Annotated in this window: 16 protein-coding genes and 1 rRNA gene; 13 read left to right on the top strand and 4 right to left on the bottom strand. The window is 68.7% G+C overall.

Features of this window, described 5'->3' with window-relative positions:
* Positions 1–33 precede the first annotated feature (33 nt).
* Positions 34–5,766, top strand: a complete 5,733-nt coding sequence (locus tag EV651_RS12595; RefSeq protein ID WP_238156846.1) for an Ig-like domain-containing protein — start codon at positions 34–36, stop codon at positions 5,764–5,766.
* Positions 5,767–5,843: 77 nt separating this feature from the next.
* On the opposite strand, the gene EV651_RS12590 is transcribed toward EV651_RS12595, so the two are convergent.
* Positions 5,844–6,362 (bottom strand): GNAT family N-acetyltransferase, encoded by a 519-nt coding sequence (locus tag EV651_RS12590; protein ID WP_133785345.1) that lies wholly within the window; start codon positions 6,360–6,362, stop codon positions 5,844–5,846.
* A 66-nt stretch (positions 6,363–6,428) separates the two neighbouring features.
* Between EV651_RS12590 and EV651_RS12585 the strand changes: the two genes are divergently transcribed.
* Positions 6,429–7,304 (top strand): alpha/beta fold hydrolase, encoded by an 876-nt coding sequence (locus tag EV651_RS12585; RefSeq protein WP_133785344.1) that lies wholly within the window; start codon positions 6,429–6,431, stop codon positions 7,302–7,304.
* Here the strand turns inward: EV651_RS12585 and EV651_RS12580 are convergent.
* Positions 7,270–8,148 carry an RNA polymerase sigma-70 factor gene (locus EV651_RS12580; RefSeq protein WP_133785343.1) on the bottom strand — a complete coding sequence of 293 codons (879 nt, stop codon included), beginning with the start codon at positions 8,146–8,148 and terminating at the stop codon, positions 7,270–7,272. The genes EV651_RS12585 and EV651_RS12580 overlap by 35 nt on opposite strands.
* Positions 8,145–8,699 carry a carboxymuconolactone decarboxylase family protein gene (locus tag EV651_RS12575; RefSeq protein WP_133785342.1) on the bottom strand — a complete coding sequence of 185 codons (555 nt, stop codon included), beginning with the start codon at positions 8,697–8,699 and terminating at the stop codon, positions 8,145–8,147. Before EV651_RS12575 ends, EV651_RS12580 begins: the two co-directional genes overlap by 4 nt.
* Before the next feature lie 213 nt (positions 8,700–8,912).
* Here EV651_RS12575 and argC point away from each other — a divergent pair, with 213 nt between their 5' ends.
* The 8 genes from argC to EV651_RS12535 all read left to right on the top strand — a co-directional run bounded on the left by argC (position 8,913) and on the right by EV651_RS12535 (position 16,950).
* Entirely contained in the window at positions 8,913–9,944 is a 1,032-nt protein-coding gene (argC, locus tag EV651_RS12570) for an N-acetyl-gamma-glutamyl-phosphate reductase (protein WP_133785341.1), read from the top strand.
* Positions 9,941–11,155, top strand: a complete 1,215-nt coding sequence (gene argJ, locus EV651_RS12565) for a bifunctional glutamate N-acetyltransferase/amino-acid acetyltransferase ArgJ (RefSeq protein WP_133785340.1) — start codon at positions 9,941–9,943, stop codon at positions 11,153–11,155. Before argC ends, argJ begins: the two co-directional genes overlap by 4 nt.
* 76 nt (positions 11,156–11,231) lie before the next feature.
* Positions 11,232–12,107, top strand: coding sequence for an acetylglutamate kinase (gene argB / locus EV651_RS12560; RefSeq protein WP_133785339.1), 876 nt, complete (start codon positions 11,232–11,234; stop codon positions 12,105–12,107).
* The gene (locus EV651_RS12555) at positions 12,104–13,303 is read left to right on the top strand and encodes an acetylornithine transaminase (protein ID WP_133785338.1); all 1,200 of its coding nucleotides are present in this window, start codon (positions 12,104–12,106) and stop codon (positions 13,301–13,303) included. The genes argB and EV651_RS12555 overlap by 4 nt, the downstream gene beginning before the upstream one ends.
* Positions 13,303–14,235: an ornithine carbamoyltransferase gene (gene argF, locus EV651_RS12550; RefSeq protein ID WP_133785337.1), complete on the top strand. Its 933-nt coding sequence runs from the start codon at positions 13,303–13,305 to the stop codon at positions 14,233–14,235. The genes EV651_RS12555 and argF overlap by 1 nt, the downstream gene beginning before the upstream one ends.
* Positions 14,236–14,311: 76 nt before the next feature.
* Positions 14,312–14,860, top strand: a complete 549-nt coding sequence (locus EV651_RS12545) for an arginine repressor (RefSeq protein WP_133785336.1) — start codon at positions 14,312–14,314, stop codon at positions 14,858–14,860.
* Positions 14,861–14,875: 15 nt separating this feature from the next.
* A complete protein-coding gene (gene argH / locus EV651_RS12540; protein ID WP_133785335.1) occupies positions 14,876–16,303 on the top strand; it encodes an argininosuccinate lyase in 1,428 nt (475 codons plus the stop codon).
* A gap of 35 nt (positions 16,304–16,338) precedes the next feature.
* Positions 16,339–16,950: a DNA-3-methyladenine glycosylase gene (locus EV651_RS12535; RefSeq protein ID WP_133785334.1), complete on the top strand. Its 612-nt coding sequence runs from the start codon at positions 16,339–16,341 to the stop codon at positions 16,948–16,950.
* On the opposite strand, the gene EV651_RS12530 is transcribed toward EV651_RS12535, so the two are convergent.
* Positions 16,947–17,894, bottom strand: a complete 948-nt coding sequence (locus tag EV651_RS12530) for an LLM class flavin-dependent oxidoreductase (RefSeq protein ID WP_238156844.1) — start codon at positions 17,892–17,894, stop codon at positions 16,947–16,949. The two genes, EV651_RS12535 and EV651_RS12530, sit on opposite strands and share 4 nt — an antisense overlap.
* 109 nt (positions 17,895–18,003) lie before the next feature.
* On the opposite strand from EV651_RS12530, the gene EV651_RS12525 reads away from it, so the two are divergent.
* The 3 genes from EV651_RS12525 to EV651_RS12515 form a co-directional block, all read left to right on the top strand.
* Positions 18,004–19,041, top strand: a complete 1,038-nt coding sequence (locus EV651_RS12525) for an App1 family protein (protein WP_133785333.1) — start codon at positions 18,004–18,006, stop codon at positions 19,039–19,041.
* 60 nt (positions 19,042–19,101) lie between these two features.
* Complete coding sequence (gene tyrS, locus EV651_RS12520; RefSeq protein ID WP_133785332.1) at positions 19,102–20,394, top strand: tyrosine--tRNA ligase; 1,293 nt, start codon at positions 19,102–19,104, stop codon at positions 20,392–20,394.
* Positions 20,395–20,980: 586 nt separating this feature from the next.
* Positions 20,981–21,073: ribosomal RNA gene (locus EV651_RS12515) — 16S ribosomal RNA — on the top strand; the annotation flags it as partial.

Below are 21,073 nucleotides of genomic sequence, written 5' to 3'. Positions count from 1 at the left end.
AATGCACCTGAATTGCTCGGGAGGGCGGGATACATGCGGGCAACCCGACCGGGGGCCATCCTTCTTGCCACCGGCCTCTTGAGCCTGGGAACCGGCACCGCGACCGCCTACCAGGTGCCGACGGCACCTTTCACCGACAGCGCGACCACCGTGATGCCGGCCTCAGGACTGCGGCAGACGATCACCGCGAGTGGGCTCACCGAGCTCGGCGACCCGACGACGGCCGGCTTCCGCTCTGCCGGACCGACCACCTATCAGCCCGCGATCGGCAAGGACGCCCCGGCGCAGGATGTGGTGGTGAACACCGGCGACTGCGCATCCACCGGCGGCTGCGGCGATCGCGGCACGGTGACGATCGCGTTCTCCCAGCCCGTCCGCAACCCGGTCCTGCACCTCGGCGGCCTCGGCGGATCCGTCACCCGGACCGTGAACGGCCGGACGACCGCGCAGTCCGAACTGCACTCGATCCTGAAGCTCACCACCGCCGGCCTCAGCCTCACGAAGCTCGGACAGGGCAACAACCTCACGGTCACCAGCGACACGATCACCGCCGCGAACCACGACACCGGCCCGAACTGCGTGAACACCAAGTCCCCGTCCGGTCTCGACACCTCCGCGACCGCTGCCTGCGGATCGGTCCGTGTCAACGGAGTGGTCACCAAGGTCAGCTTCGACATCTCGGCGCTGTTCACGAAGCATCCGAAACTGCCCGCGTTGAACAACGGATCGTCCGGCGACGCGTTCTCGATCGTCGCGTCCGTCCCTGAGGATTTCGGTGACGCACCGACGTCGTACGGCGCGGCGTGGTCGGTTCTGAGCGACGTACAGCTCGGCAAGGATGTCACCGAGGACAACGCCGGCATCGCGAACGGCACGACCGGTCCGGCGACACCGGATCAGGCCGATGACGGTGTCGTTTTCTCACCGCTCCGCGCCAACCAGACGACGTACACGGCCGATCTGCAGTTGGCCGGTACGGCGAAGGCCGGGCGGGCGTGTGCGTGGATCGACGTCAACGGCAACGGAACCTTCGACTCGGGCGAGCGGGCCTGCGCCCCGTTCGCCGCCAAGCAAACGACCGTCACGCTGCGGTGGGCCGAGCTCGCTCCGAAGGCGGGAGCGTCGTACGCGCGGGTGCGGGTCGGGTACACCGATGCGCAGGTCGAGAAGCCGACCGGCGCGGCCGATGCCGGCGAGGTCGAGGACTATCCGGTCACGATCACGCCGCCGCCACCGCCGGTCCTGACCGACGACGCCGCGACGACCGGGTTCAACACGGCGATCGTCGTACCGGTGCTCGGCAACGACAAGCCGGGCGACCCGAGTACGCCGCTCGCACCCGCGACGCTCTGCCTCGTCGACGGTGCGAAGTGCGTGCAGATGGTGAACGTAGTCGGCCAGGCGAAGTACGTCGCCAAGCCCGACGGCACCGTCCGCGTCGAACCGGTGCCGGGCTTCGTCGGTCCGGGCAAGCCGGTTGTCTATCGCGTTGCCGACAGCAATGGCACGACGGCCAGTGCCAAGCTGACCCTCACCGTCTCGCTCCCGGATCATCCGGTGGCGACCCCCGACACGGCGACCACGCCGCAGAACGTCAGCGTGGCCGTCAAGCCGCTCGCCAACGACCACGCGGCCGCGGGCGTGCAGCTCGTGCCCGGTTCCGTAGTACTGCGTGATCCGGCTGATTCCGCGTTCAAGAAGAAGGTCGCGATCGCGGGCGAGGGCGAGTACGTCGTGAAGCCCGACGGCGGCGTGGACTTCGTCCCGAAGCGGCAGTTCACCGGCGTCGGTACGTCGATCGGCTACCGCGTCACCGACACCACTCACCAGACCGCCGAGTCCACGCTCGCCGTCACGGTCACACCCGTGACGCCGACCGCCAACGGTGACTCGGTCTCGACCGCGTTCGACACCGACCTCGTCGTACCCGTGCTCGACAACGACCTTCCAGGCTCGCCGGACGCCCCGCTCCTGCCCGCGACGCTGCGGCTCGTCGACCCGGTCAGCAAGAAGGTCGTCGACAAGGTGACGATCGCCCGGCAAGGCACCTACCTGGTCGCCGCCGGCAAGGTGACCTTCCAGCCGCTGCACGGGTTCACCGGCGTCGGTACGCCGGTGGCGTATCAGGTGCTCGACAAGAACGGTACGGCGGCGCGCGCCGAGCTGACCGTCTCCGTCGCCGCACCCGGCCCACCGGTCGCGAACCCGGACACGATCACCACGTTGCAGGGCCGCCCCGTCGTCGCCGTTGTCCTCGGGAACGACAAGCCGGGGCCGACGGGTGCCGCGCTCCAGCCCGGCAGCGTGCGCCTGCTGACGTCGACGCAGCCTGTGCTGTCGCTCGTCATCGCAGGCCAGGGCAAGTACTCGGTGAAGTCGGACGGCAGGGTGCTGTTCGAGCCGCTGCCGTCGTTCAGCGGCACCGCGACCGCGGTCGGCTACCAGGTTGCCGACAGCAACAACGCCGTCGGGAGGTCGACGTTGAGCGTGCGGGTCACCAAGGTGCAGCCAGACGCGTCCGACGACACCACGGGTACGGCGTACGACACGAACGTGAGCGTGCCGGTGCTGGCGAACGACACGGCCGGCGATCCGTCGGTGCCGCTGGTTCCGAGCACCGTGCGGATGATCGACCCGACCACGAAGCTGCCGACCGCGACCCTCGTGATCCCCGGTCAGGCGACGTACACGACGGAGGCGGACGGGAAGGTCGAGGTCGACCCGCTGCCCAAGTTCACCGGCGCCGCGACGCCGGTCACGTATCGCGTCTCGGATGTGAACGGTACGACGGCCACGGCAACGCTGACCGTCACGGTCGCCAAACCACCCGCGCCGACGACCACACCGGACACCGCGACCGGCAAGCAGAACCTCCCGCTTCGCGTCACGCCGCTCGCCAACGACAAGGCAGGCCTCGGGACATCACTCGATCCGCGCAGCCTCACGCTCGTGGATCCGGCCGACGGCTCGCTGAAGAAGCTCGTGAAGATCCCGGGGCAGGCCGACTACCAGGTCAACCCGGACGGCACGGTCACCGTCGACCCGATGCCGGGCTTCACCGGTACGGCGACCAGGGTGACGTACCGGATCGCCGACTTGTTCGGTCAGACCGCGCGGTCGACGATCACGGTCACGATCACGCCGATCACCCCGGTCGCGGCCGACGACACCGCGCGGACGCCGTACGGCAAGAGCGTCACGGTGCAGGTGCTCGCGAACGACAAGCCGGGCGACCCGACGGCGCCGTTGGTGCCGGGCAGTCTGTTGCTCGTCGATCCAGCCGACGGGGTGCTGAAGGCAACAGTGCGGATCCCGAACGAGGGTGTGTTTACGGCGGTCGGGGGAGCGGTTCGCGTCGACCCAGGCGCGACCTTCCGCGGTCCTGGTACGCCGGTGACGTACCAGGTGGCCGACTCCAACGGGACGAAGGCGAGCGCCCGGTTGACCGTCACCGTCGGCCAGCCGCCGGTCGCGTTCGCCGACATCGCGTCCACGCTGCAGAACGTGACGGTGACGGTGAACGTGCTGTCCAACGACCGGCCGGGCACCGATGCAGTTCTGGTGCGGAGCTCGGTCGGGCTGAACGGGTCATCCAAGAAGGTGACCGTTCCGCAGCAGGGCACCTACGCGGTGCTGCCGAGTGGGTCGATCGAGTTCGATCCGCTGCCCGCGTTCCGGGGCAAGGCGAGTCCGCTGGAGTATCGGGTCGCGGACTCGGACGGCAACGTCGCGACCTCGACGTTGAGCATGACCGTGACACCGGTCGACCCGGTCGCGGTCGACGACTCGGCGATCACGCCGTACGGGCATGCGATCACGGTGAACGTGCCGGCGAACGACAAGCCCGGTGACGCGTCGGCGCCGTTGAAGCCGGCGAGCGTGGTGCTGAAGGACGCGGACGGTCAGTACGGCAAGACGATGACGCGGGCCGGTGAGGGAACGTACGAAGTTGATGCTTACGGCGCGGTCAAGTTCACACCGGCCAAGGGATTCCAGGGTGTCACGACGCCGACGACGTACCGGATCGCCGACGCCAACGGAACGACCGCGGAAGGCTTGCTGCTTTTGACGGTCGGCAAGGGACCGAAGGCGGTCGCGGATCCGGTCGGCACCAAGCAGAACGTGACGGTCACCGTCGATCCGCTGGCGAACGACGAGCCCGGGACGGGCGCGCAGTTCGATCCGGCGTCGCTCCAGGTGTACGGCGTGATGTGGGGACAGCGGGCGATGATTCCGGGGCAGGGCGTGTTCATCGTGAAGGCCGGGAAGATTGCGTTCGACCCGGAGCCTTTGTTCCGTGGGGTGGTGTCGGTCGCGTACCGGGTCAGTGACACGACCGGGAACAAGGCGAGCGCCTCTGTCACAGTCACCGTCGCGCCGGTCGTTCCGGTGATCAAGGACGACATCGCGACCACGCCGTACGAGGCGGCGATCACGGTTGCCGTACTGATGAACGACCAGCCTGGCGATGCGAGCGCGCCGCTCGTCGCGGGCGGCGTACGGCTGATCGATCCGGTGAACGGCGATGCGCTAGCAGCGCTAGCCGTGCCGGGGGAGGGGACGTTCACGGTGCAACCGTCCGGTGCGATCCGGTTCGCGCCGGTGGACGGCTTCGCGGGGGTGGCCGTACCGGTCGGATATCAGGTTGCCGACCGCAACGGCACGATCGGCTCCGGTTCGCTGACGATCACGGTGCAAGCGCGTCCGATCGCCGTACCGGACGAGGCGCGGACCAAGCAGCACGTCGCGGTGACGATCGACCCGCTCGCCAACGACAAGCCAGGTCCCGGCGCGACGCTCGACCCGGCGTCGGTGCTGCTCGTCGGACCGGGCGGCGCACTGGTCGACCAGGTCACTGTCCCTGGGCAGGGCACGTACGTCGTTGACGACGGCAAGGTCACGTTCGCCCCGGACGCCACGTTCACGGGCACCGCGCGACCGGCGGCCTACAACGTGAAGGACAGCAACCAGAACTCCGCCCGCGCGACCATCACGGTGACGGTCGTGCCGGTGCGGCCGGTTGTCATGGACGACAGTGCGGAGACAGCCTTCGGTACGGCGGTCGACGTCAACGTGCTCGCCAACGACAAGCCCGGTGACCCGTCGGCGCCGCTCCTCCCGAGTTCCGTCGTACTGCGGGATCCGGCTGACGGCAAGGAGAAGAAGTCCGTGACCGTGCCGCACGAAGGCACGTTCGTGGTCGGCGATGCGGTCAGGTTCACACCGGCGAAGGGCTTCGTCGGTACGACGCGTGCGCTGGCCTACCGCGTCACCGACGCGAACGGTACGTCGGACACCGCGCTCCTCGACGTCACGGTGGCGGGACCGTTGCTCGCGAAGGCTGCACCCGACACGGCAACCGGTACGCCGGGCAACCCGGTCGCGGTGAACCCGTTGCTCAACGACAGCGGCACGATCGAGCCGAGCTCGGTCTGCCTGCGTACACCGGCCGGCACGTGCGCGAAGAGCGTCACGAACGGCGCGGGTACCTGGTCGGTCGGCACGGACGGCACCGTCACACTCAAGCCGGCCGCCGCGTTCACCGGGACCGCGAAGGTCACCTACGAGCGGACCGACGAAATCGGCGAGACGGTCACCGCGCCGGTCAAGTTCACCGTCGGCGCCGGGCCCACGGACACTCCCCGCACCCTCAACGGCGCCGAGCTCGCCCCGACCGGCGGCCCTCCACCCATCGTCCTCACCGTCGGCACCCTCCTCGCCGCCCTCGGCGCAACCCTCGTCCTCCTCGCCCGCACCCGGAAGTGAACCTCCAGGCCATCACGATCGCGCCCGCCGAGGACCCCCGCCGCTCAGAAGCGTCCGGGGCGGGCAATTGTGATGGCCTACAGGTCCAGCACCATCATGATTTCGTCGCGGTAGTCGTCGGCGGCGACGCGGACAGCGCGGGGGTGGGCGCCGACGACGCGGTAGCCGAGGGGGCCGTAGAAGTTCTCCAGGCCGAGGCCGCTGCGGACGGTGAGTTGCAGTTGCTCGAGGCCGAGGTCGACGGCGGACCCGCGCAGGCCTTCCATCAGGATCCGGCCGGCGCCGGTCCCTTGGCACTCCGGGTGAACCATCACCCGCAGCACCGTCCGCCAGTGCGCCTGCAGCCCGCTGCCGCGGCTCACCAGCATGCCCATCCCGACGTACCGCTCACCGTTGTGGAGCACGCCGAGCAGGTCCGTCCCGGCCGCGACCCGGCCGAGGGCGCCGTCGAGGTTCTCCGCGATCTGCTCGACCGGCGCCGGCGCGGTGTACCCGACCGCGCCGCCCGCGTTCGTCGCCGCCACCCAGGTGTCCAGCAGATCCGCCCGCAACCCCGCACCGAGCGCCTCCTCCGGTTCCGCCACCAGATACTTCACCGCACCTCCATCTGCGACTGAGTTGCAGATAGTCTAAGCCTGGAGAGGCTGGGTACACCGTCGTACATGGCCACCGTCACACACCGGACAGTCGACGTCGGCGGCGTCGAGATCTTCTACCGCGAGGCCGGCCCGCCGGACGCACCCGTCGTCCTCCTGCCGCACGGATATCCGTCGTCGTCCTTCCAGTACCGCGCGCTGATGCCCGCCCTCGCCGACGGGTGGCGGCTGCTCGCGCCCGACTTCCCCGGGTTCGGCTACAGCGACGCGCCGGCTGGGTTCGACTACAGCTTCGGTGGATACGCGGAGCTGCTGGAGGGCTTCCTGGCCGCGCTGAACGTCGACCGGTTCGCGCTGTACCTCTTCGACTACGGCTCCCAGGCCGGATTCCAGTTGGCGCTGAAGAACCCCGAGCGCGTCGTTGCCCTGATCATCCAGAACGGTGACGCGTACGAGGAGACGCTCGGACCGAAGTACGACGCGTTGAAGGCGTACTGGGCCGACCCCACCCATGAGCGCCGCGACGAACTCGCCCAGGCGGTCACCCTCGACGGCCTCCGCGAGGAGGTGCTCGGCGAGGTCGAGCCCGAGGTCGCCGCGCGAATCAGCCCCGACCTCTGGCAGCTCGCCTGGCCGTTGATGCGCGAGCACCGCGACGTCATGATCGGGTTCTTCGCCGAGATCGCGGACAGCGTACGGCGCTTCCCGCAGTACCAGGCGTACCTGCGCGAGAACGAGCCGCCGACCCTGATCGTCTGGGGACCGCAGGACGGCTACATGCCCGCGGAGTCCGCCCGGGCGTACCTGGCCGACCTACCGGACGCCGAGCTCCATCTCCTCGAAGACGGCGGCCACTGGTTGCTCGAGACGCACCTCGACGAGGTTGTCGCGCGGATCCGGCCGTTCCTCAGTCGGCTGCGGGACGCGTCGGGACCGTGGTGAGTTTGTCGGGGTTGCGGATCAGGTACAGCTCGGTGATTCGGCCGTCCGTGCTCTTCATGAACGTGACCGTGTCGGGTTCGTTGTCGTAGTACGCGACATAGGCGAGCTCGTCGTTCAGGGACGCCATCCGGATCTCGAACCCCGGGTTGTCCGCGAGGACCGCGAACAGCCAGCGGGCGATCTTCTCCGCACCGTGGATCGGCCGGAGGGCGGCTCTCTTCTTCCCGCCGCCGTCGCTGATCAGTACGGCGTCCGGCGCGAGCAGCGCGACCACCTGGTCGAAGTCGCCGGACCCGGCCGCCTGCATGAACCGCGTCGTCAGCTCGTCGTGGCGCGCCTTGTCGACGTGATGCCGCGGCTGCCGCGCGTGCACATGCTCGCGGGCCCGATGCGCGAGCTGCCGGACGGCGGCCTCGGACCGGCCGAGGGTGTCCGCGATCTCGCCGTACGGCAGATCGAAGACCTCGCGGAGGACGAACGTGGCGCGTTCGAGCGGCGAGAGGGTCTCGAGGACGACGAGCATCGCCATGCTGACCGAGTCCGCGAGCTCGACCGCGGCCGCCGGGTCGTCGTCCGTCGCCAGCGGTTCCGGCAGCCACGGGCCGACGTACTGCTCGCGCCGGGCCTTCTGCTCGCGCAACCGGTTCAGCGCCAGTCGCGTCGTGATGCGAATCAGGTACGCACGCGGGTCGCGGATGTCGTCGTGGTCGATCGCGGCCCAGCGCAACCACGCCTCCTGGACCACATCCTCGGCGTCGCTCACGCTGCCGACCACGCGGTACGCCGCCCCGACCAGGACGGACCGGTGCTCGGCGAACTCGCGCGCCAGTTGCTCCTCGGTCACTGAACCGGCCTCAATTCGCAGTACTCCTTGTAGCCCTGACTGGTGAGCCCGAGGGCGGCATTGATCCGCGAGCGGTAGTTCTCCAGCGCCGCGATCGCGGTCAGCTCGACCAACTGCTCCTCGCTCAGGTCCTGCCGCAGCCGCTCGACCTGCTCGTCGGTGACGTCGGGTGGAGTGGCCGTCATCGCTTCGGTGTAGTCCATCACCGCGCGCTCCAGATCCGTGTAGACCTCGCTGTCCCGCCACTTTGGCACATCGTGCAGCTTCGCCGGGTCGATCCCCCGGTGGTGGAACTCCCAATACCCGAAGTCCATGCACCAGCTGCACCCGATCCGCGCCGACGCCACCATCACGCTCAGCGCCTTCAGCTCCGGGTCCAGCGCCTTCCACCGCTCCGCGGTCGCCTCCATCAAGGTCGTCGACAGCAGCACCCGCCGGTTGTGCAGCGCGACCTTCACCGGGTCCGGCACCTTCCGGAACTTCCGCCGGCTACCCCACTCCACCAACCGCACCACCAACGACCGCCGATGCTCCATCCCAACTCGCGCCATCTCATCCTCCAGAGTCCGTCGTCACCCCGAGGACACGCCCCACCGCCGCCCTGTGACATGACCCCGCTCACACCCGCCAACCTCAACTTTGAGAACCCACCAACCACGAAACGGGCGGAAAAGTGGTTGGTGGGTTCTCAAAGTTGGATTTGGGGTAGGAGGGGGATGGCGAGGGGATTGGATATTCATTCGGTTCGTGGCATACTCATTCACATGAGTGTGACGGTGGCGGTGGCCGGTGCCAGTGGGTATGCGGGGGGCGAGCTGCTCCGGTTGCTGAGTAGCCACCCCGAGGTGGAGATCGGCGCGCTGACCGCCGGCGGGAACGCCGGTACGGCGCTCGGTGTGCACCACCCGCACCTCGTGCCCCTGGCCGGGCGCATCCTGGTCGAGACCACGGCGGAGAACCTCGCCGGTCACGACGTGGTGTTCCTGGCCCTGCCGCACGGACAGTCCGCCGTCATTGCCGAGCAGCTCGGAGATGACGTCACCGTGATCGACTGCGGCGCGGACTTCCGGCTGGTCGAGGCCGAGGCGTGGGTCGAGTTCTACGGCGGCGAGCACGCCGGCGCGTGGCCGTACGGACTCCCCGAGCTCCCGGGGCAACGGGACAAGCTCCGCGGGTCGAACCGGGTCGCCGTGCCGGGGTGTTACCCCACGGTCTCCACCTTGGCCCTGCTCCCCGCCGTACAGAACGGGCTCGTCGACCCCACCCAGTTGGTCGTCGTCGCCGTCAGCGGTACGTCGGGCGCGGGCAGGGCCCCGAAGGCACACCTGCTCGGCGCGGAGGTGATGGGATCCGCCTCGGCGTACGGCGTCGGCGGCGTGCATCGCCATACACCGGAGATCGAGCAGAACCTCACGCCGTACGCCGATGCGCCGGTGAGCGTCTCGTTCACGCCGGTGCTCGCGCCGATGGCTCGCGGCATCCTCGCCACCTGCAGCGCACCGGTTGCCGACGGCACCGACTACGCCGCGCTCCGGAAGGCCTACGAGGACGCGTACGCCGACGAGCCGTTCATCCACCTGCTGCCCGAGGGGCAATGGCCGCAGACGCAGGCCACCCTCGGCGCGAACACCGTGCAGTTGCAGCTCGCCCTGGACCAGCGCACCGGCCGCGCCGTCGTCGTGGCCGCGATGGACAACCTCACCAAGGGCACCGCCGGCGCCGCCGTGCAGTGCATGAACCTGGCCACCGGTCTCGACGAGACCCTGGCCCTGCCCCTCGTAGGAGTAGCCCCGTGACGCTCGATATCAGCCGGGACGCTGCGCTGGATTCTTGGGTCGATCGGAGCGCCGGGGTCACCGCGCCGGCCGGCTTCCGCGCGGCCGGGGTGATCGCCGGGATCAAACCAGCCGGTACGCCGGACCTCACCGTCGTGGTCAACGACGGCCCGTACGACGTCGCCGCGGGCGTCTTCACCACGAACAAGGTGAAGGCCGCGCCGGTGCTGTGGTCGCAGCAGGTCCTGACCGCCGGCAAGCTGAAGGCCGTCGTCCTCAACTCCGGCGGCGCGAACGCCTGCACCGGACCCGAGGGCTTCCAGGACACGCACAAGACCGCCGAGAAGCTGGCGTCGGTGCTCGGCATCGGTGCCGCCGAGGTCGGGGTCTGCTCGACAGGGCTGATCGGCGAACGCCTCCCGATGGACAAGCTGATCCCCGGGATCGACGCGGCCGTCGCCGCGCTCGGCGATGACGCGGCCGCCGGGCTAGCTGCCGCCACTGCAGTCATGACCACGGACAACGTGCCGAAGCAGGCTGCGCTGACGCACCCGGACGGCTGGAGCATCGGCGGGTTCGCGAAGGGCGCCGGGATGTGCGCGCCGAACATGGCCACGATGCTCAGCGTGATCACCACCGACGCCGTCCTCGACCAGCCGCACCTCGACCACGCGTTGCGGAACGCGGTCGGCAAGACCTTCAACCGGCTCGACGTCGACGGCGGTACGTCGACCAACGACACCGTCCTGCTGCTCAGCTCGGGCGCGTCCGGTGTCACGGTGACTCCCGAGGCGTTCGAGACGGCCCTCACGACCCTGGCTGCTGACCTGGTGAAGCAGTTGCAGGCTGACGCCGAAGGCGTCACGAAGCACGTCAGCATCACGGTCCAGGGCGCCGCGACCGAGGCGGAGGCGCTCGCCGCCGCCAAGATCGTTGCCGAGGACAACCTGTGCAAGACCGCGTTCTTCGCGTCCGACCCGAACTGGGGCCGGATCGCGATGGCGGTCGGCAACGCGCCCACCGCGTTCGACCCGTCGCTGCTCGACATCACCCTGAACGGCGCTGCCATCTGTGTCGCCGGCGGCAAGGGCGTCGACCGCTCCGAGGCGGACCTCAGCGGTCTGGAGATCGACGTGGTCATCGACCTGCACGCCGGCCCCGCGTCGGCGACCGTCCTCACCACGGACCTGTCCCACGCGTACGTCGAAGAGAACTCGGCGTACTCGTCATGAGCGAACGGAGTGAGCTCATCATCAAGCACAGCTCGTTTCGTGCCTCATCCGCGCCCGGAGCGAAGCGAGGACGTGGATGAGCTATCCAGAGGCGGTAGAGAAGGCCGCTGTGCTGACCGAGGCGCTGCCGTGGCTGAAGCAGTTCCACGGGAAGACCGTCGTGGTGAAGTACGGCGGGAACGCGATGGTCGACGAGAAACTCAAGAGGGCGTTCGCCGAGGACATCGTCTTCCTCCGGTACGCCGGCGTACGTGTCGTCGTCGTGCACGGCGGCGGACCGCAGATCAGCGACATGCTCGGCCGGCTCGGCATCGACAGCGAGTTCCGCGGCGGGCTCCGGGTCACCACGCCCGAGGCGATGGACGTCGTCGGCATGGTGCTGGTCGGCAAGGTCGGCCGGGAGTTGGTCGGGCTGCTGAACGCGCACGGGCCGTTCGCGGTGGGGATGTCCGGTGAGGACGCGGGCCTGTTCACCGCGGAACGCCGTACGGCGCTGGTCGACGGCGAGCAGGTCGACATCGGGCTGGTCGGTGACGTGGTCGAGGTCCGGCCGGAGGCGGTGGTCGACCTGATCGACGCCGGCCGGATCCCGGTGGTGTCGACGATCGCGCCGGACGAGGACGGACTCGCGCACAACGTGAACGCGGACACCGCGGCCGCGGCGCTGGCTTCGGCGCTCGGCGCGGAGAAGCTCGTCGTACTGACCGACGTGGCCGGGCTCTACCGGAACTGGCCGGACAGCGACGAGATCATCACCCAGATCGACACCGACGAGCTCGCGGAGTTGCTGCCGTCGCTGGCGTCCGGCATGGTGCCGAAGATGGAAGCCTGCCTGCGCGCGGTCGAGTCCGGCGTCTCCCGAGCCACCGTCATCGACGGCCGGGTGCCGCACTCGCTGCTACTGGAAATCTTCACCGACGCCGGAATTGGAACCCAGGTGATCCCCTCATGACCGAACTGCTGACCGTCGACGGCACGCAGGCCGCGCTCACCGAGCGGTACTCCAGTGCGCTGATGAACACGTTCGGCGCGCCGAAGCGGGTGCTGGTCCGTGGCGAGGGCGCGTACCTGTGGGATGCCGACGGCAACAAGTACCTCGACCTGCTCGGCGGGCTCGCGGTGAACTGCCTCGGGCACGCGCACCCGTTCGTGGTGTCCGCGGTGACGTCGCAGCTCGCCACCCTCGGCCACGTCTCGAACTTCTTCGCCTCCGCGCCGCAGATCGCGCTGGCCGAGAAGCTGCTCGGCCTGTTCGACGTCCCGGGCAAGGTGTTCTTCACGAACTCCGGCACCGAGGCGAACGAGGCCGCGTTCAAGATCACCCGTCGTACCGGCCGGACGAAGATCGTCTCGACGGTCGGCGCCTTCCACGGGCGGTCGATGGGCGCGCTCGCGATCACCTGGAAGCCGGCGTACCGGGAGGCGTTCGCGCCACTGCCCGGCGACGTCGAGTTCGTTCCGTACGGCGACGCGGAGGCGCTGGCCGCTGCGGTCGACGACCAGACCGCGGCCGTGGTACTCGAGCCGATCCAGGGCGAGAACGGCGTCGTCGTACCGCCGGCCGGATACCTGCAGGCGGCGCGGCGGATCACCCAGCAGCACGGCGCGCTGTTGTGGATGGACGAGATCCAGACCGGGATCGGGCGGACCGGGACCTGGTTCGGCTACGAGGCCGAGGGGATCACGCCGGACCTGGTGACCGTCGCGAAGGGGCTCGGGGCCGGGATCCCGATCGGTGCGTGCATCGGCCTCGGCGCGGCCGCGGACCTGCTGCAGCCGGGGAACCACGGGACCACGTTCGGCGGCAACCCGGTCGCGGCGATCGCCGGCCTGGCGGTGCTGACCGTCATCGAGAGGGACGGCCTGCTCGCGCAGGTCAATGCTGTCGGCAACCACCTTGCGTCGTCGATCATCGCGCTCGACCACCCGCTGATCGCGGGCGTCCGCGGTCGCGGTCTGCTGCTCGCGATCCAGTTGACCAAGCCGGTGTCGGACCAGGTCGCGGCGCTCGCGCTCGAGGCCGGGTTCGTGATCAACAACCCGATCCCGGACGCGTTGCGGCTGGCGCCGCCGTACATCCTCAGCAAGGCTGATGCGGACAGTTTCGTCGCGGCCCTTCCGGGGCTGCTCGACAAGGTGGAGGCGTGATGGTGCGGCACTTCTTGCGGGACGACGACCTGTCGCCGGTCGAGCAGGACGAAGTACTGACGCTGGCCGCGCAACTGGCGGGGGATCGGCACGGGCACAAGCCGCTCGAGGGTCCGAAGACCGTGGCGGTGATCTTCGACAAGACGTCGACGCGGACGCGGATCTCGTTCGCGGTCGGGATCTCGGAGCTGGGCGGCGTACCGCTGATCATCGACGCGCAGACCTCGCAGCTGGGTCGCGGCGAGCCGATCGCGGACACCGCGCGGGTGCTGGACCGGCAGGTCGCGGCGATCGTGTGGCGGACGTTCGGTCAATCGCGGATCGAGGAGTTGGCGGCCGCGTCGTCGGTGCCGGTCGTGAACGCGCTGACCGACGAGTTCCACCCGTGCCAGATCCTCGCGGACCTGCAGACGGTACGTCAGCACAAGGGCTCGACGGCCGGGTTGAAGCTGGTCTACCTGGGCGACGGCGCCAACAACATGGCGCACTCCTACCTACTCGGCGGCGCGACCGCCGGCATGCACGTCGTGATCGGATCGCCCGCGGACTACCAGCCCGATCCGGACGTGCTCGTGAGCGCAGCGGCGATCGCCGAGAAGACCGGCGGATCGGTCGCCTGGGCGGAGGACCCGATCGCGGCCGCCGACGGTGCCGATGTCGTTGCCACCGACACCTGGGTGTCGATGGGGCAGGAGTCCGAGGCGTCCGACCGGGAAGCGCCGTTCGTGCCGTATGCCGTGACGGAGCAACTGCTCGGCAAGGCGAAACCGGATGCGATCGTCCTGCACTGCCTGCCCGCCTATCGTGGCAAGGAGATCGAGGCGGCCGTCATCGACGGACCGCAGTCGGTCGTCTGGGACGAGGCCGAGAACCGGCTGCACGCGCAGAAGGCGCTGCTGTCGTGGCTGCTGGCAAGGAGCTTTGAGGCATGAGCGAGCGCAGCGAGTTCATCATCAAGCACAGCGCACCTTGTGTCTCATCCGCGCCCGGAGCGAAGCGAGGACGTGGATGAGCATCGCCGTACCGACCACCAAGACTGCGCGGCAGCAGCGGATCGTCGATCTGCTCGGGCGGCAGCCGGTGCGGTCGCAGACCGAGCTGGCTGATCTGCTCGCCGCGTCCGGGCTGGCGGTCGGGCAGGCGACGCTGTCCCGGGACCTGGTCGAGATCGGTGCGGTGAAGGTCCGCGACTCGTCCGGCCAGCTCGTGTACGCCGTACCAGGTGAAGGCGGTGACCGTACGCCGCGTGCCGGTGAGGCTGCTGCGTTCGAAGCCCGGCTGGCCCGGGTGGCGTCCGAGCTGCTCGTGTCGGCAGAGGGCAGCGCCAACCTGGTCATTCTGCGAACCCCGCCGGGAGCGGCCCAGTACTTCGCGTCGGCGATCGACCACGTGGGACTGGACGACGTCCTCGGCACCATCGCCGGCGACGACACCGTGATGGTCGTCTCCCGGAACCCGACCGGCGGCGAGGCCCTGGCCGCCCGCTTCCTGAGTCTTGCGCAACGCGCCGAGGCAAGACCCGACCGGCAGCCGCTGAAGGATCTGACCGATGACTGATATGAGGACGTGTTCGTGAGTTCAGGAGAAAATGCGGCGCGCGAGTCGGCCTTGTGGGGGGCCCGGTTCTCGGGCGGACCCGCCGACGCGCTGGCGGCGTTGAGCAAGTCGACGGACTTCGACTGGCGGCTGGCGCCGTACGACATCGCCGGGTCGAAGGCTCACGCCAAGGTGCTGCACCGCGCGGGTCTGCTGACGGACGACGATCTGGCCGCGATGCTGGAGGGCCTCGACGGGCTGCTGGCCGACGTACTGTCCGGAGAGTTCCTCCCCGCTGCGGAGGACGAGGACGTGCACACCGCGCTGGAGCACGGTCTGCTCGTTCGGCTCGGTGCCGAGCTGGGCGGGCGGCTGCGTGCCGGGCGGTCGCGGAACGACCAGGTCGCGACGCTGTTCAAGAGCTACCTGCGCGAACACGGCCGCATCATCGGCCGGTTGCTGCTGGAGCAGGTGAACACGCTGGCGGATCAGGCCGAGCGGCATCTGGGTGTGGCGATGCCGGGGCGGACGCATCTGCAGCACGCGCAGCCGGTTCTGCTGTCGCATCATCTGCTCGCGCACGCCTGGCCGCTGATCCGGGACCTGGATCGGCTCGCCGACTGGGACGCTCGGGTTGCCGCGGATTCGCCGTACGGCTCGGGGGCTCTGGCCGGTAGCTCGCTGGGACTGGATCCTCAGTTCGTAGCGGTCGAGCTGGGATTCACGAACTCGTCGGCGAACTCGATCGACGGTACGTCGTCGCGGGACTTCGTCGCGGAGTTCGCGTTCGTCACCGCCCAGATCGGCGTCGACCTGTCCCGGCAGGCCGAAGAGGTGATCCTCTGGGCGACCAAGGAGTTCGGGTTCGTCGAGCTGGACGACGCGTTCTCGACGGGGTCGAGCATCATGCCGCAGAAGAAGAACCCGGACATCGCTGAGCTCGCCCGCGGCAAGGCCGGGCGACTCATCGGGAACCTGAGCGGTCTGCTGGCCACGCTGAAGGCGCAGCCGCTCGCGTACAACCGGGACCTGCAGGAGGACAAGGAGCCGGTCTTCGACTCCATCGACACCCTCGAGGTGCTGCTGCCCGCGTTCACCGGGATGATCCAGACGCTGCGCTTCAACGCGGAGCGTCTGGAGGAGCTGGCACCGCAGGGCTTCTCACTGGCGACCGACATCGCTGAGTGGCTGGTCCGCCAGAAGGTCCCGTTCCGCGTCGCCCACGAACTGGCCGGCGCGTGCGTCCAGGAATGCGAGAAGCGCGGCATCGAGCTCTGGGACCTGACCGACGAGGATCTGGCCGCCATCTCGCCGGACCTGACTCCGGAGGTCCGCTCCGTCCTCACCGTCGAAGGCTCCCTCGCGTCCCGCAACACCCGCGGCGGAACCGCGCAGGACCGGGTCACCGAACAACTGGCCGAGCTGCGGACTCGCGCCGAAGAACACACCACCCGCCTCGCCTGACAGCGAGCGGCCCCGCGTCATCTAGGGTGCTGCGCATGCGCCGTTCGTTGCTTGCCGGTCCTGTGTTGGAGGTGGCACCGAGGCTGTTGGGGATGGTGCTGCGCAGCACCACGGACGAGGGGACTGTCGCGGTCCGGCTGACCGAGGTCGAGGCGTACGACGGGCCGAACGACCCGGGCTCGCACGCGTACCGGGGTCAGACGGCCCGCAACGCGGTCATGTTCGGCCCGCCCGGCTTCCTGTACGTGTACTTCACGTACGGCATGCACTTCTGCATGAACGTCGTCGTCGGTCCGGACAGCACACCCTCGGCCGTCCTGCTCCGCGCCGGCGAGGTGATCGAAGGCGTCGAACTGGCCCGCCTCCGTCGCAACCAATCCGTCCCGATGAAGACGGATCGCGATCTTGCGCGCGGACCGGCTCGGTTGTGTGTTGCCCTGGGCATCGGACGTGAGGGCAACGGCGTGGACCTGCTGGCGAAGAACTCACCCATCGCGCTCCTCGACGGCGTCGGCTTCGACGGCGTACCCGCTACCGGCCCACGCGTCGGCCTGCGCGAGGCAGCCGACCGTCCCTGGCGCTTCTGGATCCCGAACGACCCGACAGTCTCGCCGTACCGCCCGCACGTCCCCAAGAAGCGGGCCTAGCGGTTGGCCAGCTCGAGCACGTAGTCCAGCTGCGGCAGCCCGTGCTCCACCTCCGGATCCGGGAACAGCCCGACGTGCTGCACTCCGGCCGCCTCCAGCGTCTCCACATGCGCCGCCGCGTCGTCGAGCGTGCCGATTGCCCCGATCGCGGTCCACCAGTCGCTCGGCATCCCCACCAGACCTGCCTCGCCCGACGCGTCGTACAACTTCTTCATCTCGTCGAAGAACGGCAGAGCGGTCAGCTGCGGCGGCCGCTCACCGATCCGCCAACCGAGCCACGGCGCGGTCCACTCGTACGCCGTTTTGCGGTCTTCGCGCACGCACATCGCCGCGAACACCGCGACCACGAACCCCTCGGGCGATCCGGCGTACTCCACCGACTGACGCACGTACGGCGCGGTCGCCGGCTCGGCCAGCACGACACCGCCCGCGACCCGCCCCGCGAGCGCCATCGACTTCGGACCCTGGACACCGAGCAGGATCGGCGGCACCTCCGCCGGCGGAGCGTCCAGCTTCACCTTGTCGAGGAAGACCGTCTTGCCCTCGAAGCTGACCTCCTCGCCACGGAGCAGCCGGGTGACGCTGGTGGTCACTTCCTCGAGGGCAGCCAGCGGCGACTTCGGCCGGACCCCCATCTGGCCCATCCACGACTGCACGCCATGACCGATACCGGGCAGGAACCGCCCCGGCCCGAGCGCCTCCAGCGTCGCGAACTCCATCGCGGTCACCGCGGCCGTGCGGGCGACCGCCGGCACGATCCCGAGCCCGACGGTCAGCCGCTCGGTCGACGTCAGCGCGGCCGACACCAGCGACGGACCAGCCGTGAAGAAGCAGTCCTCGATGATCCACAGCTCGTCCGCCCCACCACGGTCGAGCCGCCGGGCCACATCGGTGACGAGCGCGGCCGGGTAAGTACGCGGGAAGCACATTCCGATAGCGGTCATGGGGAGACGGTAGGGGAGAGCACCGACAGTTCATGAAGGACGGGTCAAAGGTGTCCGCGGACCGCGAGGGAGGGCGACTAGCGGCCCGGGCTGCGGGTAGGTTTCTGGTATGGCCCGTCCGCACTACTCGTCCCGTCTCGAGGACTGGTTCAACCTCGGGTTGCAGGCGGTACTCCGGCGTCGTGGCTGGCAGGAGCGGATCATCCCGCAGGTCGGTTACGGCAACACCGAGTTCGTTCGGGTGCTGGCCCGCGTGGTGCTCGGGCGTGACCCTCGCAACCAGCCGCGGTACGACGAGGACCAGGTGATGCGCGGCTGGCGCGTGTTCGTGACGGCACCGGCGACCAAGGTGCCGGTGACGGTCACCGTCGGCGGGCAGACGTTCGACGCCGTGACCGATCGCGGCGGGTTCATCGACCTGAACGTGCCGGTGGTGCTGCCGCCGGGCTGGCACGAGATCGTGCTGGGCGTTCACGGCGACCGGCAGGCGCGTGCGCGGATCTTCGTCCCGGACCCGGAGGCCACGTTCGGTCTGGTCAGCGACATCGACGACACGGTGATCCTGACGATGCTGCCCCGTCCGCTGATCGCGGCCTGGAACACGTTCGTCCGCGACGAGCAGGCGCGCCGCGTCGTACCGGGAATGGCCGGTCTGTACGAGGAGTTGCTGGCGGACCACCCGGGTGCCCCGATGTTCTACCTATCCACAGGAGCCTGGAACACCGCACCGACGCTGACTCGCTTCCTCGCACGGCACGGGTACCCGCCGGGGCCGTTGCTGATGACGGACTGGGGACCGACCAACACCGGCTGGTTCCGCAGCGGCCAGGAACACAAGCGGACCGCGCTGCGCCGGCTGGCGCGAGAGTTCCCCAACGTGCGCTGGGTGCTGATCGGGGACGACGGTCAGCACGACCCCCAGCTGTACGGCGACTTCGCGCAGACGCACCCCGACCACGTGCTCGCCATCGGCATCCGCCAGCTCACCCCGGCCGAGCAGGTCCTGTCGCACGGTCTACCGGTCCCCAACCCGGACCCTGGTGCCCACGACCCACACCGGCCGACCGCCGTGACAGTGCAAGGTCCGGACGGACACGCCCTCCGTCCACAGCTCCGCTCGGTGCTGACACGTCCCGAACCCACCTGAGTCGCCGTACGCCGGCGTACAGGACACTAGTGCTGACCGACGTACTCGAGGAGAGAACTAGTGACCGAACGCCGCACTCAGGTGCTTGACGACCTGGAGAGCCGTGGCCTGATCGCCCACTCCACCGATCCGGATGCCCTCCGGGCCTCGATGGCGGCGGGACCGATCACCTCCTATGTCGGTTTCGACCCCACCGCGCCAAGCCTGCACATGGGCAACCTGCTGCAGCTCCTGACACTGCGGCGGCTCCAGCTGGCCGGCCACAACCCGATCGGGCTCGTTGGCGGCGCCACCGGGTTGATCGGCGACCCCAAGGAGACGTCCGAGCGGGTGCTCAACCCGAAGGACATCGTCCACGAGTGGGTCGAGAAGGTCCGCGGACAGGTGGAGAAGTTCGTCGACTTCGACCAGTCGCTGCCGAACCCGGCCCGGATCGTCAACAACTACGACTGGACCAAAGACCTCAACACGCTCGACTTCCTGCGGGACATCGGCAAGCACTTCCCGGTGAACCGCATGCTCGGCCGCGAGGTGGTGAAGGCGCGGCTGGAGCAGGGGATCAGCTACACGGAGTTCAGCTACGTGCTGCTGCAGTCCCTGGACTTCCTCGAGCTGTACCGGCGGCACAACTGCACTCTGCAGACCGGCGGCAGTGACCAGTGGGGGAATCTGACGGCGGGTGTCGAGCTGATCCGTCGTACCGACGCCGGCAAGGCGCATGCGCTGGCGACGCCACTGGTGACGAAGGCCGACGGGACGAAGTTCGGGAAGACCGAGTCCGGGACGGTGTGGCTGGACCGCGAGCTGACGACGCCGTACGCGTTCTACCAGTTCTGGTTCAACAGCGACGACCGCGACGTGATGCAGCTGGTGCGGTTCTACACCTTCCGCACGGCGGAAGAGATGGCCGCCCTCGAGCAGGCGACTGCCGAACGGCCGCAGGCACGAGAAGCGCAACGGGTACTGGCTGAGGACGTGACGACCTTGGTCCATGGCGCCGAGGAGACTCGGCGGGTGCAGGAGGCCTCGAAGGCCTTGTTCGGCCAGGGGGAGTTGGCGTCGCTGGACGGCTCCACGCTCGTGGCAGCACTACGCGAAGCACCGCACGTCGAGCTGGGCGCCGGCGAACCGATGCCGACGTACGGCGACCTGCTCGTGAAGTCGGGCCTGGTGGCGAGTAAGTCGGCCGCACGGCGGACAGTCGCCGAAGGCGGCGCGTACCTGAACAACGAGAAGGTGAAGGACGCGGAGTACGTGCCGGCCGCGGAGGACCTGCTGCCGGGCGGCGTGCTGGTGCTGCGCCGTGGGAAGCGTTCATTCGCAGGGGTTCTGGCAGCGCCGACGCAGGGCTGACGCTGCGGTGTGGGAGTGGACTCCACTCCCACAACCGGGTTGCCGAAGGCAAATTACAAGCCTGTGATTCAGCCCACCGGGAGCCGATTTGACCGGTCACCTGGGGGCCACGTAATGTTCTTCTTGTTGGAGCGAAGCGCGGGACGCGAAAGTGGCCGGCCGCTCCGAACCCCCAAAGGCTAGAGCAGCCGAAACGTGTCCTCGGACTCGGGTCGGCCGACTGGACGCGGGTGGAGGGTCAGAAAAATTGAGTCTTGACTCGGTGGATCTGGTCCGGTAAAGTAACGCAGGTTGCCCCGGGAGCCTGGCTGCAAGGCCAAGCTGCGGTGTGCGTCCGATTCTTGAGAACTCAACAGCGTGCCGAAAGTCAATGCCGAAATTGTAGTATCCCCGTTCACAGGCATTGGGCAGTTTCATTCACCTTGGTCTCTTCGAGGCTTTAGGTGGTGGGTTGTCTGTGTTTGTGGCGGATTCCTTTGAAATATATACGGATAACAATAGCCAGTAATGGTTTTGTTTCTGATTCAAAGGATCAGTTCGATGTTGTTGACTCTCCGGGCCTTTGGGTCTGGGTTGTCTATATTTTTCAACGGAGAGTTTGATCCTGGCTCAGGACGAACGCTGGCGGCGTGCTTAACACATGCAAGTCGAGCGGTAAGGCCCCTTCGGGGGTACACGA

Source organism: Kribbella sp. VKM Ac-2571 (genome assembly GCF_004362255.1).
Taxonomy (GTDB): domain Bacteria; phylum Actinomycetota; class Actinomycetes; order Propionibacteriales; family Kribbellaceae; genus Kribbella; species Kribbella pratensis.
Note: the sequence above shows the minus strand (reverse complement) of the source record. Positions and strands in the feature narration are given on the sequence as shown.

Coding starts and splice junctions, on each gene's coding strand:
- EV651_RS12585 (WP_133785344.1), top strand. CDS start 6,429: ATGGCCACCGTCACACACCGGACAGTCGACGTCGGCGGCGTCGAGATC.
- EV651_RS12545 (WP_133785336.1), top strand. CDS start 14,312: ATGAGCATCGCCGTACCGACCACCAAGACTGCGCGGCAGCAGCGGATC.
- EV651_RS12595 (WP_238156846.1), top strand. CDS start 34: ATGCGGGCAACCCGACCGGGGGCCATCCTTCTTGCCACCGGCCTCTTG.
- EV651_RS12525 (WP_133785333.1), top strand. CDS start 18,004: ATGGCCCGTCCGCACTACTCGTCCCGTCTCGAGGACTGGTTCAACCTC.
- EV651_RS12575 (WP_133785342.1), bottom strand. CDS start 8,699: ATGGCGCGAGTTGGGATGGAGCATCGGCGGTCGTTGGTGGTGCGGTTG.
- argF (WP_133785337.1), top strand. CDS start 13,303: ATGGTGCGGCACTTCTTGCGGGACGACGACCTGTCGCCGGTCGAGCAG.
- argB (WP_133785339.1), top strand. CDS start 11,232: ATGAGCTATCCAGAGGCGGTAGAGAAGGCCGCTGTGCTGACCGAGGCG.
- argC (WP_133785341.1), top strand. CDS start 8,913: ATGAGTGTGACGGTGGCGGTGGCCGGTGCCAGTGGGTATGCGGGGGGC.
- EV651_RS12530 (WP_238156844.1), bottom strand. CDS start 17,894: ATGACCGCTATCGGAATGTGCTTCCCGCGTACTTACCCGGCCGCGCTC.
- EV651_RS12555 (WP_133785338.1), top strand. CDS start 12,104: ATGACCGAACTGCTGACCGTCGACGGCACGCAGGCCGCGCTCACCGAG.
- EV651_RS12535 (WP_133785334.1), top strand. CDS start 16,339: ATGCGCCGTTCGTTGCTTGCCGGTCCTGTGTTGGAGGTGGCACCGAGG.